13 protein-coding genes are annotated in these 17902 nt (G+C 39.0%); 12 read left to right on the top strand and 1 reads right to left on the bottom strand.

Annotated elements, in window-relative coordinates; all coding sequences use genetic code 11:
* Window positions 1-18: 18 nt before the first annotated feature.
* The 7 genes from GFH32_RS17240 (at window position 19) to GFH32_RS17210 (ending at window position 10171) form a co-directional block, all read left to right on the top strand.
* The gene (locus GFH32_RS17240) at window positions 19-981 is read left to right on the top strand and encodes an MraY family glycosyltransferase (RefSeq protein ID WP_202111235.1); all 963 of its coding nucleotides are present in this window, start codon (window positions 19-21) and stop codon (window positions 979-981) included.
* Window positions 968-1423: a WxcM-like domain-containing protein gene (locus GFH32_RS17235; protein WP_153512782.1), complete on the top strand. Its 456-nt coding sequence runs from the start codon at window positions 968-970 to the stop codon at window positions 1421-1423. The genes GFH32_RS17240 and GFH32_RS17235 overlap by 14 nt, the downstream gene beginning before the upstream one ends.
* 222 nt (window positions 1424-1645) lie before the next feature.
* Window positions 1646-2314, top strand: coding sequence for a polysaccharide biosynthesis/export family protein (locus GFH32_RS17230; protein ID WP_228384162.1), 669 nt, complete (start codon window positions 1646-1648; stop codon window positions 2312-2314).
* A 17-nt stretch (window positions 2315-2331) separates the two neighbouring features.
* Window positions 2332-4737: a GumC family protein gene (locus GFH32_RS17225; protein WP_153512780.1), complete on the top strand. Its 2406-nt coding sequence runs from the start codon at window positions 2332-2334 to the stop codon at window positions 4735-4737.
* Window positions 4738-4937: 200 nt separating this feature from the next.
* Window positions 4938-6878 carry a polysaccharide biosynthesis protein gene (locus tag GFH32_RS17220; protein WP_153512779.1) on the top strand — a complete coding sequence of 647 codons (1941 nt, stop codon included), beginning with the start codon at window positions 4938-4940 and terminating at the stop codon, window positions 6876-6878.
* Between the two features lie 66 nt (window positions 6879-6944).
* Window positions 6945-8933, top strand: coding sequence for a DNA primase (gene dnaG, locus GFH32_RS17215; RefSeq protein WP_153512778.1), 1989 nt, complete (start codon window positions 6945-6947; stop codon window positions 8931-8933).
* A 188-nt stretch (window positions 8934-9121) separates the two neighbouring features.
* Complete coding sequence (locus GFH32_RS17210) at window positions 9122-10171, top strand: glutaminyl-peptide cyclotransferase (protein WP_153512777.1); 1050 nt, start codon at window positions 9122-9124, stop codon at window positions 10169-10171.
* Window positions 10172-10486: 315 nt separating this feature from the next.
* On the opposite strand, the gene GFH32_RS17205 is transcribed toward GFH32_RS17210, so the two are convergent.
* Complete coding sequence (locus GFH32_RS17205; protein WP_153512776.1) at window positions 10487-12349, bottom strand: acyltransferase family protein; 1863 nt, start codon at window positions 12347-12349, stop codon at window positions 10487-10489.
* A gap of 432 nt (window positions 12350-12781) precedes the next feature.
* Here GFH32_RS17205 and GFH32_RS17200 point away from each other — a divergent pair, with 432 nt between their 5' ends.
* From GFH32_RS17200 to GFH32_RS17180, 5 genes are all read left to right on the top strand, one after another.
* Window positions 12782-12937, top strand: a complete 156-nt coding sequence (locus GFH32_RS17200) for a hypothetical protein (RefSeq protein WP_153512775.1) — start codon at window positions 12782-12784, stop codon at window positions 12935-12937.
* 20 nt (window positions 12938-12957) lie between these two features.
* Complete coding sequence (locus GFH32_RS17195) at window positions 12958-14769, top strand: hypothetical protein (RefSeq protein ID WP_153512774.1); 1812 nt, start codon at window positions 12958-12960, stop codon at window positions 14767-14769.
* Between the two features lie 103 nt (window positions 14770-14872).
* Window positions 14873-15142 carry a PqqD family protein gene (locus tag GFH32_RS17190; protein WP_153512773.1) on the top strand — a complete coding sequence of 90 codons (270 nt, stop codon included), beginning with the start codon at window positions 14873-14875 and terminating at the stop codon, window positions 15140-15142.
* A 5-nt stretch (window positions 15143-15147) separates the two neighbouring features.
* Window positions 15148-16242 (top strand): nucleotidyltransferase domain-containing protein, encoded by a 1095-nt coding sequence (locus GFH32_RS17185; protein WP_153512772.1) that lies wholly within the window; start codon window positions 15148-15150, stop codon window positions 16240-16242.
* A gap of 11 nt (window positions 16243-16253) precedes the next feature.
* Window positions 16254-17894: an ABC transporter ATP-binding protein gene (locus tag GFH32_RS17180; RefSeq protein WP_153512771.1), complete on the top strand. Its 1641-nt coding sequence runs from the start codon at window positions 16254-16256 to the stop codon at window positions 17892-17894.
* Window positions 17895-17902 lie beyond the last annotated feature (8 nt).

Genomic DNA, 17902 nt, shown 5'->3' with positions numbered 1-17902 from the left:
CAATGTTTTTATTTTAATATGATAATTTATTTAAGTGTTTTTGTCCTACTTTTTGCACTGGAACTTACTTATTTTAGGATAGCAAAAAAGTTTAATATCGTCGATAGACCGAATAGTCGATCGTCTCATGAGGAGGTCACTTTGCGTGGAGGTGGAATAATTTTTTATTTTGCAATACTCCTTTATTTTGTCATTGCCAATTTTTCCTTTCCATATTTCGTTTTGGGTTTGACTGCTTTGGCAGCTGTATCATTTCTAGATGACCTATATTCTCTATCAAATAAAATTAGATTGTCGATTCAGTTCGTAGCTGTACTGTTTTTGGCTATTGAATTAGGGATAATCTCTATGGAGTGGTATTTTTTATTGATTCTATTTGTTTTCGTTGTTGGTGTCATTAATGCGTGTAATTTTATGGATGGGATTAATGGAATAACAGCTGCATTTAGTTTATCCGTCGTCGGACTTCTAATTATTGTCAATTTAAATGAAGCTTTTATTGACCAACGTTTCTTGTATTTTGTCCTTTTAAGTATTATTGTGTTTGCTTTTTTCAATTTTAGAATTCGTGCTCGTTGTTTTGCTGGTGATGTCGGTTCAGTTGCAATTGCCTATATAATGTTATTTATGATTGGCTGTTTAGTAATAAAGACGAATCAATTGATATATTTATTGTTTCTAACGGTTTATGGTATTGATACGATTTGGACTATTTTGCAGCGTTTGATTAATAAAGAAAATATATTTGATGCTCATAGATCTCATTTGTATCAGTATCTAGCGAATGAAGCAGGATATAATAAGTTGTTAATTTCTTTTAGTTATGGAGTAATACAATTTATTATTGGCTTATTTGTTATTTTTATAGCGAATTGCGACACAAATATCCAAATTTTATTTACAGTCATTTTATTGGCAATAATGAGTACGTTTTATCTAAAATTTAAAAAATTTATTGTTTTGAGGTATGTCAAAAGATAATTTGAAAAAAAAGCCGATTAATAGTCTTGTTGGTGGTCTCGCAAAAGATGCTAGAGGACAGATTAGATATGTAAATGAATTTGATATGTCCCTTGTGAAGCGCTTTTATATATTGAAAAATGCCGATCTTTCCATTATAAGGGGCTGGCGAGGGCATAAAAAGCAACAGAGATGGTTTTATACTCTGTCGGGATCTTTTAATATTTACTTAGTTGAAGTTGATAATTGGATAACATCATCGAGGGATTTGTCGGTCTTAAAGGTAGTGTCTAATGCTTCCGACATGTCTCTATTGAATGTCCCAGCGGGATATGCTACTGCGTTTCAGGCACTGGAGCCCGATTCTGAAATCCTTGTTTTTGCTGATTCCACCATCGAGGTTGGTGAAAATGACGACTATACTTGGCCGTTAAATTATTTTAATAATCACAAGTATTTTTAGTCAACGCTGCAAATAATGTTTGTATTTGTTAGACGCAATAATTATTTTAATTTACTAATGAGATTGGAGAGCTTTTTGCTTGCTCGAAAATATATAAAAAGAATGTATATGTATAATCGTATTTTTGGAGGTTGCTTATCAATGATAGTTGTCAGTTTCCTTTTTTTTACTTCATGCGCAAGTAAGAGAGATATAATTTATTTTCAACCTGATTCAACACTTTTGAATTCCTCTTATGAATTGAATGCGCCGAAACTTCAACCTGGTGATATATTGGCTATTTCTGTAACAGCTGATGATATTCGTGCGACTCAACCCTTCAATCAAATTTCCCCATATCAGGGAGCAAGTGGCACGATTCAACCAACCAATCCTTTTATCCCTACTTACACAATTGACATCAATGGTGAAATCGACTTTCCGAAACTCGGTGTTGTTAAGTTGGCTGGAATGACTAGGACAGAAGCTATAAATTTTTTAAGGAAAGAGATTAGCCGATTTATCGTTTCACCAGGGATAAGTATTACAGTTCGGAATTTTAAAGTCTCAGTTTTGGGCGAGGTTACTCGTCCCGGTGTTTTTACAATCGAAAATGATCGTATCACTATACTAGAAGCTTTGGGATTAGCAGGAGATCTTACAATCTATGGAAAACGTAACAATATTTTAGTTATACGAGAGCTGGAGGGGCTGAAAAAAGAGTATAGAATAGATTTGACAAAAAGAGAAAGCTTGAACTCTCCTGTATATTATCTTTCGCAAAATGACGTGATCTATATAGAGCCAAACGGAGCGCGAGTACAGACGTCAAAGTATACACAGAACACTTCTGTGTTTGTTTCAGTCGTTGGACTCATAATCACAGTAATTTCAGTAATAACTCGTAACTAATTAGTAAAGTTTCATATATGAATAAGTACGATAATACGTATTCGAAAGCAAAGGAGCTAGAGCAGCAGGACGTGAATATTAAGCAGATAGTAGAGCAATATGTTTATTATTGGAAATGGTTCGTACTCTCAATATTTATTTGCCTTATTGGTGCCTTGGTCTATTTAAGGTATGCGCAAAAAGTTTATAGCGTCAGTGCTAAAATACTTTTACAAGATGAGAAACAGGCGTCAGGTGATTTAGCAGGCTTATCTGAACTTGCAAACCTTACAGGGGTTGGTAGTCCTTCTGCGGCGTTTGTGACTGATCAAATTGAAGTCTTAAAGTCGCGACGTCTTATGCGAAAGGTTGTGAACTACAACAGGCTCAATGTTTCATACCATATTAAAGGGAATATTAAATCCTCTGAGTTGCTTGAACACCAGTCTCCGATCAAGTTGGTAATGCTTGAGTCGAATGCTGCAAAATTAGACTCAATGACCTATACTTTTACAGTTGTTAGAGAAGGGGATAATTATAAAATTAAGGATGAATTACATGGAATTAGAGCTTTTAAACTTGGCAACCAGGTGAAATCCCCAATTGGTCAGTTTACACTAGTCCCACAAGGTCAGTCAAAATTGGAAGGTGATTTGCAAATCACTTTTCAACCGATTAATCAGAGTGCTGAAAGGCTTAGATCACTTATAGAAATCGGCCCAAATAAAGAGAAGCCTTCGTTCCTTGTTAATTTTTCTATGCGTCACACGTCGAAAGATAAAGCAGTCCTGATTGTGAACTCCTTAATAGATCAATATAATAAAGATATGATCGACGACAAAGCTATGGTAACAAAAGCGACCTCTTCGTTTATCAATTCGCGTCTCGAGCTTATTTCAAAAGATTTATCATCGGCGGATTCACGTGTTGCCGAATTCAAGGACCAAAATAATCTCGTTGACATGGCGGCTGAGGCCCAAATGTACATGCAGAGTGCAACCGTAAATGATCAGAAATTGGTTGATTTTGAAACACAGTTGAGACTAGCAGAGATGTTAGGTAGTGAAGCAGGCGAGAATAAAAAAAGTTTGATGCCGACTAATTTGGGACTAAATGATCCATCGATCGAGGCAAATATTAAGGGATACAATGATTTGATTATTGAACGCTCAGAACTTTTGAAATCTGCGACAACCGATCATCCAGTTGTACGAAATTTGGATCAAAATATTGAGGATTTAAATCGCAATATTCAGCTTTCACTGAATAATTACAAACAAGTTTTAAGAGGGAATGTCAATTCTTTGCGTGGGCAAAAGAATAAATTTGAGTCTAAGTTAAACCAGTTACCAAACCAGGAACGAGGTTTCAAAGATATTTCTAGACAACAACAAATTGTTGAAACGCTATATCTTTTTCTTTTGCAGAAAAGGGAAGAGACCGAAATTAAGGCTGCAGCCACGCCTGCAAATTTGAAGATTGTTGATAGCGCATACGCTGACATAGTTCCTGTTTCACCGAGAAAGGTTACAGTTCTATTCGGAGCGATTATTGCTGGATTGCTGCTGCCTTTTGGGATTTTATATTTAATGTTCCTTCTTGATAACAAAATTCATTCTCGCAGAGACATCGAGGAGAAGTTCAATGCCCCAATTTTAGGAGAAGTTCCTTCATCTGATGATCCTATTGTTAAAGATAATGATCGTTCGTCGCTCGCTGAAGCATTTCGCATATTAAGAACAAATATTGCTTTTATGCTAGGGGCGAAGAAGGACTCATCTGTTATTTTTGTTACTTCGACGACTTCTGGAGAGGGTAAATCTTTTGTGTCGACGAATCTTTCGAGAATTCTCGCAATGTCGGGGAAAAAAGTACTTTTGATAGGGGCCGATATACGTTCTCCAAAGGTATTAGACTATTTAGGCCTATCACATTTACAACATACGAATATCGGAATTACACAATATTTAATTAACCCTGAAATGCCAGTGGAAAATATAATTATCAAAAAACCAGCGCCGTATGATTTTGATATTATCTATTCTGGGTATATTGCTCCGAATCCTGCTGAGTTGTTGATGAATGGTCATTTCAATGAAGTAATTGATTTTGGTCGTGCAAATTATGACTTTGTCATAGTAGATACAGCTCCTGTGAGCCTTGTGACAGATACATTGCTGATTGCGGAAAATGCAGATTTGACTATATATGTTGCACGTGCTAACTACCTTGATAAACGTTTATTAAACGTTCCAAAAGAGTTGTATGAAGACGGTAAGTTGAAAAATATGGCTGTCGTTATTAATGATGTAGATTTCGCGCGTGGCTATGGTTACGGCTATGGCTATGGCTATGGTTATGGTTATGTAGACTCCGGTTCTGTATCATTAAGATCGAAATTGAAAAAGCAATTCCGTTCACTCTTTGGCAAGAAGAAAAAATAATAGCGATTTGAAGGGGTAAATGTTGATTTACCTCTTCTATATCAAGATACTAACACTACTTTGCGAATTTCCCCGATTCGTTAACTGAAGATTTGTTTGAAGGCGCAGACTTACAATGGCATTAACTTTGTTTGAATGTCATTGTTTAAATACGTTCAACTTCATTTAACACGTATAACTAAATCACAAAATTCCAGAAAATGGACATTTATTCTCTAAGACGTTACTTCCGTAAGGACAGCCCAAGGTGGGTTATCCTATTAATTGATATGATTATCGTCCTTCTTTGTTATTATCTTACAAATTTCATTGTAAACAGTTTCAAGGGAAATTTCGATGTTGAAATGATGGTTAACAAGTCAGTTTATGTGATGGCGGTATACTACGTTTCCTTTCTCTATTTTAAAACTTATAGAGGAATTGTTCGTCAAACTGGTCTTCGAGATGCTTGGGGAATAATGAAAGCAATATTTTTCGCATTTGTTATTTTGATGTTGACCTCCTTCGTTATTCGAAGTCTGTACGAAAAACATGAGTTGATGAGTGTCTTTTTTAGACCATCATACGCAGTGATTTTTACGCATGCGTTTTTTATTACGGTATGTTTGGTTGCGGCTCGTGTGTTTTATAGAACGATATATGAAAAGTTTTTCTTTAGTGGCAGAGAGGTTGAAAGAGTCTTAATATTTGGTGCGGGTAACATGGGCACAATTACATTAAACTTGCTTCGAAATGAAATTCGAAGAAAAGTGAAAATTGTAGCATTCGCGGATGATAACCGAAATCGCATAGGAAAAATGATCAATGGTTATAAAATTGTTGATATGGAAAAACTGACGCCTGAGTTCGTGAAGAAGATTCAAATTGATAGCATTATTATCGCTTTAGACGATAACAACAAAGAACGTCTGTCGAATATTTCATCTAGAATAGAGCCACTACCCGTGAAACTGAAGATTATGCCGACTTCGGCAAAGCTTCTTAGCGGGAAGGCGGCAACAAGACAATTACGTACGTTAAAAATTGATGATTTATTAGGTCGCGAGGCGATCAAATTGGAGAATCCGGTAGTTCACGAGATGATGCGGGATAAAGTCATTTTAGTAACGGGGGGCGCTGGTTCTATTGGTTCCGAATTAGTACGTCAGATTTCATTCGCAGATTTTAGAAACTTAATCGTAATTGATCAGGCTGAGTCCGCGTTGTATGATATTCAACAAGAGTTAAAAAGTAGTTGCCAGAAGGACAATATACTATTTATGGTGGGCAATGTCAGAGATCGCCAGTTTATGGCTTCCGTTTTTGAGCAGTACAAACCACAAATCGTATTCCATGCTGCAGCCTATAAACATGTTCCTTTAATGGAGCAGAATCCGTATGAATCGATATTAACTAATGTTTGGGGATCGAAGAACATAGCCGATATGGCGGACAAGTATGGAGCAGAAAAGTTCGTTATGGTCTCGACAGATAAGGCGGTTAATCCAACCAACGTTATGGGAGCCACTAAACGAATTGCAGAGATTTATGTATCTGGCTTAAATAAGAGTTCTAAGACAAATTATATTGTTACTCGGTTCGGTAATGTACTCGGATCAAATGGTTCCGTTATCCCTCTATTTGAAAAGCAGTTGAAAAAAGGTGGACCATTGACGGTTACGCATCAAGATATTACTCGATATTTCATGACGATACCAGAAGCTTGTCAATTAGTGCAAGAGGCAGCGGTAATGGGTAAGGGAGGTGAGATATATGTTTTTGACATGGGTCAACCAGTCAAGATAATCGACCTAGCAATTCGTATGATACGTCTTAAAGGGTACAAATATCCTGAAGATATTAATATTGAAATAACAGGCCTTCGTCCAGGTGAGAAGATTTTTGAAGAGCTACTGGCGGATAATGAAAATACCAGCAAAACACATCATACCAAAATTATGATTGCCCGCGTAAATACGGACGATGTGGACGTCAAAAGACAAAAAATCGAGTATTTGTGCAAGCAAGTTGTTACACCTGCTGGTGATCATAATCCAATGCTATTGGTGGAGTTGGTTAAGGAAATTGTACCAGAGTATATTTCTAAGAACTCTATATTCTCCAAACTAGACCACATCAATGATAATGTTGCTACAAAATAGCGTGAAAATAATTAGCGTCTTTTAACCTTTCTTTCGCAATAGGAGCGTTATCTTTGTTTAACAAGGATGATCAGAAAAGAAACGATAGAAAAGGTAATAGACGCCGCTCGAATTGAGGAGGTCGTTGGGGATTTTGTTGACTTAAAGAAGCGGGGGACATCCTTAATTGGAAATTGTCCTTTTCATAATGAAAAGACGCCTTCGTTTCACGTTTCGGTTAATAAAGGAATTTATAAGTGTTTCGGCTGTGGGGCTGGTGGAGATTCCTTAAAATTTGTGATGGAGCATGAGAAATATGCTTATCCCGAGGCAATCCGATATTTGGCAAATAAATACAATATACCGATTGAAGAAGTCGAGCGTTCACCAGCTCAACTGGCGGCGCAAGATAAAAGAGAGAGTCTTTATGTATTCAATCAATGGGCATCCAAATACTTTAAACAAACTTTGTGGGAAACGGAGCTTGGTCAATCTATTGGCTTAAGCTATTTTCATGAAAGAGGTTACCGCGATGACATCATTAAAAAGTTCGACTTAGGATATTCTCCAGAAGCGTGGACTAGTTTGGTCGATGAGGCGGCTAAGGAAGGCTATGCGAAAGAATATTTAACTGAGCTAGGTCTAGCTGTTGAACGAGACGACAAGTCGTTATATGACCGCTTTCGAGGTCGTGTAATTTTCCCAATTCATAATTTAACAGGACGTGTTATTGGTTTTGGTGGTCGAACACTGAAGAAAGATAAGACAGTTCCTAAATATGTAAATTCACCAGAAAGCGAGATTTATCACAAATCCAATGTACTTTATGGATTACATCTTGCCAAGAAGGCTATTCTTGAACATGATGTTTGTTTTTTAGTTGAAGGATATGCCGATGTGCTTTCTTGTCATCAAGCAGGGGTAGAGCAAGTTGTTTCTTCATCTGGAACGTCTCTAACGACTGGGCAAATCAAGCTCATTTCTCGATATACGAAGCAGGTTGTGATTTTGTATGACGGTGACGAAGCTGGTATCAAAGCTTCATTGCGAGGAACCGATATGTTACTGGAGGAAGGGTTGAATGTGAAAGTTCTTCTTTTCCCCGATGGGAATGATCCGGATTCATACATTCAAAAGTACGGAGCTAGTGAATTCCGCGCATATGTAGAGAAAAATCAAGAAGATTTCGTTTTCTATAAGACGAATATACTCCTTCGTGACGCGAAAGATGATCCAATAAAGCGTGCCGAGGTAATCCGTGAGGTGGTCGAAAGTATTGCATTGATCCCTGACGAAATTAAGGTGTCAGTTTACATTCGTCAGTGTAGTACACTATTAGACATCGAAGAACGTGTGCTTCTCTCTGAACTTAATAAAATCAGACTTGGAAAGGCGCGCTCGAAAGAACGAAAGGAAAATCAGGCTCAACAGCAAGTTCAATCGACCCCCAATGTACCTCCCGGCGGAGATGAATGGTTTCCAGCCGAGATGCTAGCTGCAATGGGTGCAGAAGCGCCTTCCGTAGAGCCAGCAAAAATAGAGTCAGCAGAGCTTCGTCTGGAGAAGGAGTTAGTTCGAATTCTACTTAATTATGGTCGAGAATTAGTTCACTGGGAGGGTGATGGTGACGTGCCTGTAGCACCTTATTTATTAGCGAGTCTTGATGATATCCAGATTACGGATAAGACTTGTAAGTTGATCGTCGACGAGTTTATTAAACAGGCTGAGCATTTCCAAGTGCCCGAAGCTAAATTCTTCTTTTCGCATGAAAACACTGAAGTATCCACACTAGCGGTAGATTCTGTAGTGGACAGGTATGAACTCAGTCCTAGTTGGAGTGATGATAAGCGAAAGATATTTGTGCCTGAAGAATTGGATCAGTTAAAATCATTGGTTATCCAAATTATCTACAGGGTTAAGAAAAATAAAATAGAAGTGCAAATGCAAAGCATTCGTGAAGAATTAAAGCTCACTGTTGACGATGCCGACATGCAAATTTTGCTGGCTAAATATCAGAAGCTTAAAGAAGGCGAGCAATTGCTGGGCCAGCTGTTAGGAAATATTGTCGTCAAGTAAGGAATTTCCGCAGCGAGATAGGGACTGGGCGAAAAAAACTTGGCTTCAAAGTATTTCGATTAAATCACACTAAGGAGTTCAGTAAATTTCTCTACACTTGGAAATAATTTTAGCGGTTAAATCAGGTTTGATCCGTTTTATAAAAAGTAAATTAAGGTATATCAAAGATGCATTTTGGAACTATTAATATGAAATTTAAACTTAAATATCTTGGCTTAGCCGTCGTGCTACCCTTCCTGTTTATTTATGGATGTAAAACCCAGAAGGGAAAATTTGAATTTGTTAATCCCAAGTCGGGTTCAAAGGTGCTTAAAGGCGAAAAATTACAACTTAAAGTAAATTTTAACGACGTCGCGATCGATTCTGTGGTTTATTCGATCGACGGAAATGTGTTTGACCGAAAACGGGATACATCCTCCGTAGTTTTTGATACAGAAAAGCATGGTTTTGGGAGCAAAAGATTGAGTGCGAAAATTTATGCTGAAGGGAAGGAAGATATAGCCTACAGTGATTTGCTTGTTGTTCCACCGGCACCGAAGACCTATGGATTCGAAGTGGTCAATACTTTCCCACACGACTCTACAGCATTTACGCAAGGATTATTTTATGAGCATGGTACGCTCTTCGAATCAACTGGCAAAGAAGAACGTAGTTCTCTGAGAAAAGTTGATTTAACAACAGGGAAAGTTCTTCAAAAGATGGAAGGGGATGGAACTTACTTTGGAGAGGGAATGACCGTTGTCGGAGATAAGATATATTTCCTAACCTGGTTGAATAAGAAAGGCTTTGTGTACGATAAAGCTAATTTCAAGTTGATTAAATCTTTCGACTATGGCAAGAGTGAACAAGGCTGGGGGTTGACCTACGATGGTAAACAGTTTATCAAATCTGACGGCTCGTCAAACATTTATTTTTTAGATCCGACTAATTTGCAAGAAACATCTTCAGTTCGAATATTTGATGATAAGGGTCCAGTGGATAAAATCAATGAATTGGAATATGTGGAAGGCAAATTATATGCTAATATTTACGACCAATCTAAGGACGAAGTCGTCATCATAGATCCGGTTAGCGGTGTTGTAGAGGGTGTAATTAATTTCGTTGGCCTTTATGATGGCGTAAGAAAGTCAGCGGATAATGAGATGAACGGTATTGCGTACAAGGCCGAGACAAAAACTTTCTTAGTAACTGGTAAAGACTGGACGAAACTTTTTGAAGTGAGGTTAACAGAGCGATAGAATTTACTGGGCGAGAGGTGCATGTATTTGTTGGAACGGTGGATACACGCTTGAAAATTTACAATCCAGTCCTTTTAACAAATTTTAACAAGTTTGTTCTGGTATCGCTAAGTCTCATTTAAACAAAAGATAAGCGGCTTATTTTAGGATTTTGCTTTTTTTTTTGTGGTATCATCGCCACAAAAATGATCTATTTTATTTTTTAATACCGACCATCTGAGTATACTTGCAATTCAACTTTTTTAAGTTGGATAATACACTTTTGGTTAAGTGGCCCTTCTTGCTAGGTCAGGAAGGGTTTTTTATAATTATCGTTTATTTGAAAATGCTTGTTTCTAGTAATTTCGAGAGCCTCTCCGTCCCACCGATAGTGTAATGATTGGTATCATACATGAATAGTTGACCGTCTTTTCCAGCGTTGCTCGATTGAGAGCTTAGCAGATCAACGTAATGTATCTCAGGAAGTGTTTTGATGAATCTGTTCACACGATATGGCGCAGATAGCTCATATTGCGCTAACGGAATTTTCCAACGCTCATGTTGGGATGAGGCTACCGGAAACTCAATCCGATATTTTTTAGTTTGCCCTATATATACGATGGGTAGTTTGAATTGGCTAAAATAGGATCGATTGTGCGTAAAGAATGCTTTCAGCTCATTCGCCGAGTAATTGGAGTAATCTGCCATTAGGATAACTTTATCCAGTTTTTGGTAGTGCGAGGGGATGAGCTGGTTAAATATATAATTCATTTGATCCTGCGGGCCAACAAATTTTCCTAAAGCGTTGGATGCAGGGAATGTTTCGTCCATACTGAATACAATTAGATTGATTCCCTTTTGCTGGGCGATACGTTTGAGCGTATAAGAAAACATTCCAGCATGGCAGTCGCCGAGCAGTAAATAGTTACCTCCAGAATCTGATAGCTTTAATCGACTTGTGATATTGAGCAAATTAAACGGTTCATGGTGTTGTAGATGTGTAGTCAGAAAACCGTACTGCAAAGGTGTTTTCTCAGTTTTGTATTGATGTAATAACTGAAAGTCACGAAGTTGTTGACTATTCATAATAACATCTTTAGCCTTTGGATGAACTAAGATCGCGCTTAAACTTAAAGTAACTAGCCCTAAAATTTGAAGCTTCGTGTTTGTAAAAAGATTTTTAGACTCTATGAATTGATAGCTTACATTTGCAAATAAGATAGTTAACACGATCAATACAGCGGAAACTGTGAAGGATAGGCTTACTCCTAAATATGTACATAGTACAATTAGTGGCCAGTGCCAAAGATAGATTCCGTATGAATTTTTCGCAAGCCAAGTAATGATATTTGATTCAAAAACTTGAACATCAAATAAGATGATTCCAACTACCGATAGCACGGTGAGTGCAACTATCCAAGGCCAGCCCTCCATCCCAATTACATGACCTCCAAGGAGCGTGTTGGCTAGAAGAATCAACCAACAAACAAAGGCACCTACTTGCCGTAATCTACTGGATAAACCGTTTACGACACGTTTATAGGAGAGGAAGGCTAATGCACCGCTTATAAATTCCCACAGCCGTGAGGGCAAAAGATAGAATGCAGCTCTTTCGTCTTGTACACTCAAAATTAACATACAAATAAAAGAAATTAATAGGAGTAGTAGGAAACGATTTTCAAGCTGTTGGCGGGATTGTCTGCCCTTAATTTGGAAAACGAATATAAGTAATGGATAACAGAGGTAAAATTGAAATTCTAGGGAAAGCGACCAGCTGTGTAACAAAAAGTTCAACTGTGAACTAGTGGCAAAATATCCGGAGGTGAGGTAATAGTAAATATTTGAGGTAAACGATAAGCTTAATAATGCGTTTTGTGCAAAATCGATTGTTTTTAATGGAACCAAAATCCAAATTAATAATCCGCAGAAGAGCAGCATAAAGAATAATGCTGGAATTAACCTGTTAGCTCTACGCTTATAAAACGATATTAATTCTTTACGAAGATTTTTTGGATTTTCAAGACACACTGCGGTAGTCAAATAGCCCGACAACACGAAAAAAATATCCACTCCGATAAATCCGTTTTTCAAGAAAGGTATATTTAAATGATAGCCGAACACAATGAGGATAGCTAACGCTCGAAGCGCGTCCAAGTCAGAACGTCTTTTTTTGAGAAATTTTGGTATGCTTGGTTCCATCCCGGCGTCTAATTTGATCGTACAATCCAGATGAGCTCTCTTACGAAAATCATCTGGTGATATTTTCTATTACTTCGTGTTTTTTGAATGATGCCAATGTAACTGTATACATGTCTAAACATTTGTTGTTAGGGAAACTATATTCTTTTTAAGTAAATATTCTTTTTAGATGTTAATAACTGTGGTTGGCGCGCTACAAAATAAAAAAAACTTGCCATTTTGGAAACTTTTCATTAAAATTGTTGTTCAAACTTATGAATGCAGAGACAGCACTGAACCAATTACTGATTATTTAAAAAATACGCGTTTACTTTTTGTTTTTAGCCTGAAATTGCATCCAGACAATTAACGATAGAATTAACCCGAATATATTTATTCAAAAAAATCTTCATGAAAAAATAAATTAAAAATTTTAACCAAAAGTGTATTATAATGGAAAACAACGTAAAAAAAGTTTACGAAGCACCGATATTTCAGGTGTTCATCGTAGAGTTAGAGCAAGGTATTGCCGCGGCCTCCGGCAATTCTTCCGAATCGCTTAGCGATTGGGATAGTGGTACTGGTGGCGGTTCAAATGGGGACTTTTAATAAATCAACATTTTTGAATCATGAAATCAGTATTAATGAAAAATCTTGCTAATAAAGTAGCTAGTGCTCTTATATTAGCGATGGTCAGCCAGTTTGTGGCAAGTTGTAATAAGTCGAAGGATATCGAAAAAGTGGAAACTAACGATAAATTGCAACTAAGCGTCAGTATCTCGGGAATTCAAGAAAACTTGGACAATTCGGGAGACAAAAAAGCGGCTTTGAAGAGCGAGTCTAAGCCATTAGTACGCTCCTATGAAGAGTTTGATGCCGTCGTTTCGGTCGACAACCATCTTGAGCAAAGTAGTAGCATAAGAATTCAAGGCACAAACTTGAAGTCCAACAGCGGAGCAGCACGTGCTGAAGCGATTGGGCCAGGAGTAAAATATCGCCTCTTTCTTTATAAAGAAGATGGGACCTTCGTAAGCTCCAATGCCTTAACGGCAAATTCCACTGGAAAAGTTGCTATTGTTGCTGGCCAGAACTACAAATGGTATGCGTTGAGTTATAACAATACCGACGATGTTCCAGATGTAACAAGCGGTAGCAGCGCAATCGCATTAGCAGGCGGCAAAGACGTGCTGCATGCGGCAGGAACCTTATCAGTGCCGTTAAATGCTACAGGAGCGCTTCCTCTAGGTATCGTCTTTAAACATAAAACCTCTCGATTGGCAATTGAATTGAATTCAATGGGAATGTTTGGTAATATGAATAGTGCTACGGTTGCAGTGACTGGACTTGCGGTGAAGTCGGGAACAATCGACATCTTCACTGGACAATATTCCAATTTGCAAAATCATACGCAAACGATAAATTGGGCTAGTTTTTCCAACGTAGAGACTGGCTTTAACGATCGCAAAGTAGCTTACGCTTATACCGTAGATTCAACCACAGCGAATTCCGTTTCTGTGAGCGTAGCATCGCTTCAGTTAGCACATGCGGCTGATGGAGTTGCGGGTGAGACTGCAGTCACGAGAACTTTTTCGGCAACACCAGTTAATTTCTCGGCAGTATCTGTAACACCTCAAATTGGTAAGACGCACCGTATCCTTTACAATTTGGTAGAATCTGCTTTATCAACCGTAACTAATTCGAATTCGGGACAACCGGTAAGATGGTCGCGCTCAAACCTCTATTTTGCGGCTGGTACACGTAACCCTTACCGATTCTACGCAACAAATGCGCAGCGATCGGATGCTAAGAGTTATTTTGCCTATGGCGCGCTAACGCCTGGACAATTTGTGAATGCTGCGAGCAGACAGGATCCATGTGCGCAGGTATATCCGCAAGGGGTTTGGCGTCAACCAACTGCCGATGATTTATATAGCATTTCGAATGGTCAAGGGCTTTTATCGACCCTATTAAGCTCTGTAGGACAATTGCTGGGAGCAAGGGATGAAACTCAGGAATCAACACCGGGTGACGGAAGTGCTACAGGTAAGTATGCGCAATACAACACAACGAGCGTGGCAAATTCCGCGTTCGATGCTCGTTCCAATAATTTACGTTTTTACTACAATGGGCAATTGCCACGTTTAGGCGTACTTCCAAACGGTTTCTTGGATCTTGATTTGTCAGCGATAGCTAACCTCTTAGGCGGTAGCTATGGTTCGCAGTCCGCTATTTGGGCATCGAATGCGCCAGCGAGTATCTTAGGTTTGGTGAATTTAGGTGTTTGGGGACATTTGGCCTCAACCGAACAGCAGGAGGTTTTGGGATTTCCTACAGGAACGCCATTTGTTAGAGCGAAACGTACTGGAGAATTGTTGGTAAGCGCGGTTGGTATTGATGTATTAACTTCAACACTAAAGAACGTTCGTTGCGTGCGTAATTAACAATATATCTATTCTATTTCAGACAGAGCAACTCCTTTAGGGATTGCTCTGTTTTAATTTTTTCTATTCTTGCCCGTGCAGCAATGAATTTAAATATCCTAATATGAGACTAAAAGAGCCGTTTATATTAAGAAGAGTTGGGAAGGATTACCTTGTCGTAGACCCGGATCAAGGTACCGTGGATATGTCGCGTGTTTTTAGCTTTAATGCCACCTCGGCATTCCTCATGGAAGCACTAAAAGGACGAGATTTTGACTTAGCAGATGTGGCCAATTTACTGATGCAAGAGTATGAAATTGATGCTGAAACTGCCCATAGAGATTCTAAGCTACTGGTAAATCAATTGAAAGCCAATCAAGTAATTATTGAATAAGCGACATGATTTTAACACGACCAACAACTCAGGCGATGTTGGAGGCCCTTCGGGCATCGCTATGGGGAGAAGTTCCAAATCCCGTTTTCTTTGAAAATTTATCTGGTCAGGATTGGCGTGAAGTCTTTCAGATGTCAATACATCAAACCGTAGAAGCAATGGTTGCCACTGCTGTTCAGCAACTTCCTGAACAGCTATTACCGCCCGCAGACATCATGTTGAAATGGCTGGTTCGTGTGGACCGCGTGCAACGGAAAAATGCAGCGATGGAAAAGGCCATTGCTCAACAGTATCACCTCTTTCAACAAAAAGGCCTGAGATGTGTTCTCCAAAAAGGGCATGGAGTTTCCACATACTATGCAGATCCAAGCTTGCGAACTAGTGGGGATATTGATTGGTTTTTCCCATTTAAAGATGATTTTGAAGATGCGCAGCACTTGGTTGCTGAAAACCAAGGATCGCTTCTAAGTAAGAATAGATACAGTTGTGGATTCTATTGGCGGGGCTTTGAAGTTGAACAGCATCGACGTATTGTCCAACTTCGTAACCCTTTCATCCAGTCGTTTGTCGAAGATTTTGTTCATGAAGAACTGAAGCGCCCTATCAGCCGAACATTTGGGCATACATCGGTCGAGATACCAAGTGACTTGTTGAACATTGTGCAGGTAAATGCACATATACTTAAACATCAAGTAACCTACGGTATTGGGCTGCGCCAACTTTGTGACGCTTGCCGCTTATACTTCTCTTATGGAAAACGGCTAGATCATGATCGGCTGCGAGAGGTGTATGCTAAACTTGGCATGCTGAAATGGGCCCATTTATTACATCGAATGTTAGTGGATTTGTTTCACCTGCCAGAGGAATATCTACCTTTCCCTATTATCCCATATAAAGGCGCCGAGTGGATGACAGATCACATTCTACGAACAGGGAATTTTGGCTTCTTTGATCCTTTGCACCCTGATCAAAATAATCCGGGAGGGCGTGTTGATCGGCAAGAAAGACTTTTCGAAAACTTCCGACGATTTTTAGGCGTAGCACCGATGGAAGCCCTAAGTTTTCCAATTTATCAGTTGTACATCAAGTCGTTCAAGTAAAGTTAACAGTGATGATAACAAAACATCAGCTTCACTGGATTCTGCGGTTTTCTAAGACCTATAAATACAAACTATTTTATTATTTTCTGTTTGAACTCCTAGGGCTATCATTCAGTTTAGCGTTTATTTGGTTTTCTAAACGATCGATAGACCGCGCTGTGCATCATGGCAGCGAAAGCCTCAGCATGTTGCTATTGGTAACCGCTTCATGTATCATCCTGTCGTTTGCTTGCATGCAATTTGCTGCGTTTCTCAATGAGCGTAATAAAGCCTTAATGTTAGTGGATTTGCAGAAGCTGGTCCTTAAAAAACAAATTTCTGTGCCTTGGGATGGGCAAAAAAAGCATACTGGAGACTTAATGGTGCGCGTTTTAAACGACACCCAGGAGATCGTGACTGCTGCTGCGCAAACGCTTATCGCTTGCCTGATTAGTCTCCTTAAAATTGTAGCGGCCACCTGGTTTCTTTACTGGATGGATCCTTGGTTAGCAGCGGTATTGCTGTTAATCACTCCGCTTTTATTATTTTCCAAGTTCTATTTTCGTAAACTACGCGATCTTCAAAAATCACTTAAGCTGGCCGAGAGTCAGCTGGGGAAGACTATACAAGACAACCTGCGGTTGCGCTTGTTGATTAGATCGATGAACCAAGATAAACCACGATGGGAGCGCATCGAGAAAGATCAAGGCGAAATTTTTGGTATTAAAAAGCGATTAATTGGCTTTTCTCTTTTTTCCAGAGGAATATGGGGATTGGGGTTTAGTATCAGTTATATTGTGACGTTCGTTTGGGGGATATTATCTTTGAATGATGGATTAATCACCGTAGGGACGATGTCCGCATTTTTGCAACTTGTGATTCGCTTGCAAGCGCCTGTGGCTACCTTAGTAGGTTATTTACCTGCACTGGTTCGCGTGGGGAGCTCGGTCGAGCGGCTCGAAGAACTTTTGAATGAACCTAGCGAGGAAATTGCGGAGCATAGTGTCTTAAATGAGCTCGATGAACTAAGACTATCAAATGTATCCTTGCAAGTGGAGGGTAAGTTGTTAACGTGCAATTTGAGCTTTTTATTTAAGCGTGGTGAACCCACACTTGTTTTCGGCTCAAGTGGCTTGGGCAAGTCCACCATGTTAAGAGCAATTCTGGGACTTATAGATCCGCAAGCAGGTGCAATTGTCTTAAAAGAAGGGTCGCAAAATCGACTCATGAACGCTACGTACCGTTGTAACTTTGCATTCGTTCCCCAAGGTGAGAAATTGTTTAATGGTACCATCCGGGAAAATTTGTTATTTGGCAATGATTGGAGCAGTGAAGTTCAATTGAAGCATGCGCTTGGAGTGGCTTGCGCCGAATTTGTATGGAATTTACCAGAAGGACTGGATACCGTTGTTGGAGAATCCGGATTTGGCCTATCGGAAGGACAGATACAACGATTAGCCATCGCTCGAGCAATCTTACTACCGGCTAAGGTATGGCTCTTCGACGAGGTTACTTCTGCTCTGGATCAACAGACAGCTCATAAGCTTGTTACAAATCTACTGGAAATTGGAGCTGACAAAATTTTAATTTTTGTTACGCACGATCTCAGTCAAAAGCAATATTTTAAACACATTTTGGAAATGCGTGAAAACGCGATGACCGTCAAACAGTAGGAAGAAAA

Origin of the sequence: Sphingobacteruim zhuxiongii (assembly GCF_009557615.1) — a bacterium.
GTDB classification, from domain to species: domain Bacteria; phylum Bacteroidota; class Bacteroidia; order Sphingobacteriales; family Sphingobacteriaceae; genus Sphingobacterium; species Sphingobacterium zhuxiongii.
This window is presented reverse-complemented; position numbering and strand designations above follow the sequence as displayed.

Bases quoted from the DNA above. Each gene is read 5' to 3' on its own strand.
- GFH32_RS17240 (WP_202111235.1), top strand. From the start codon at position 19: ATGATAATTTATTTAAGTGTTTTTGTCCTACTTTTTGCACTGGAACTT.
- GFH32_RS17235 (WP_153512782.1), top strand. From the start codon at position 968: ATGTCAAAAGATAATTTGAAAAAAAAGCCGATTAATAGTCTTGTTGGT.
- GFH32_RS17225 (WP_153512780.1), top strand. From the start codon at position 2,332: ATGAATAAGTACGATAATACGTATTCGAAAGCAAAGGAGCTAGAGCAG.
- GFH32_RS17220 (WP_153512779.1), top strand. From the start codon at position 4,938: ATGGACATTTATTCTCTAAGACGTTACTTCCGTAAGGACAGCCCAAGG.
- dnaG (WP_153512778.1), top strand. From the start codon at position 6,945: ATGATCAGAAAAGAAACGATAGAAAAGGTAATAGACGCCGCTCGAATT.
- GFH32_RS17210 (WP_153512777.1), top strand. From the start codon at position 9,122: ATGAAATTTAAACTTAAATATCTTGGCTTAGCCGTCGTGCTACCCTTC.
- GFH32_RS17205 (WP_153512776.1), bottom strand. From the start codon at position 12,349: ATGGAACCAAGCATACCAAAATTTCTCAAAAAAAGACGTTCTGACTTG.
- GFH32_RS17200 (WP_153512775.1), top strand. From the start codon at position 12,782: ATGGAAAACAACGTAAAAAAAGTTTACGAAGCACCGATATTTCAGGTG.
- GFH32_RS17195 (WP_153512774.1), top strand. From the start codon at position 12,958: ATGAAATCAGTATTAATGAAAAATCTTGCTAATAAAGTAGCTAGTGCT.
- GFH32_RS17190 (WP_153512773.1), top strand. From the start codon at position 14,873: ATGAGACTAAAAGAGCCGTTTATATTAAGAAGAGTTGGGAAGGATTAC.
- GFH32_RS17185 (WP_153512772.1), top strand. From the start codon at position 15,148: ATGATTTTAACACGACCAACAACTCAGGCGATGTTGGAGGCCCTTCGG.
- GFH32_RS17180 (WP_153512771.1), top strand. From the start codon at position 16,254: ATGATAACAAAACATCAGCTTCACTGGATTCTGCGGTTTTCTAAGACC.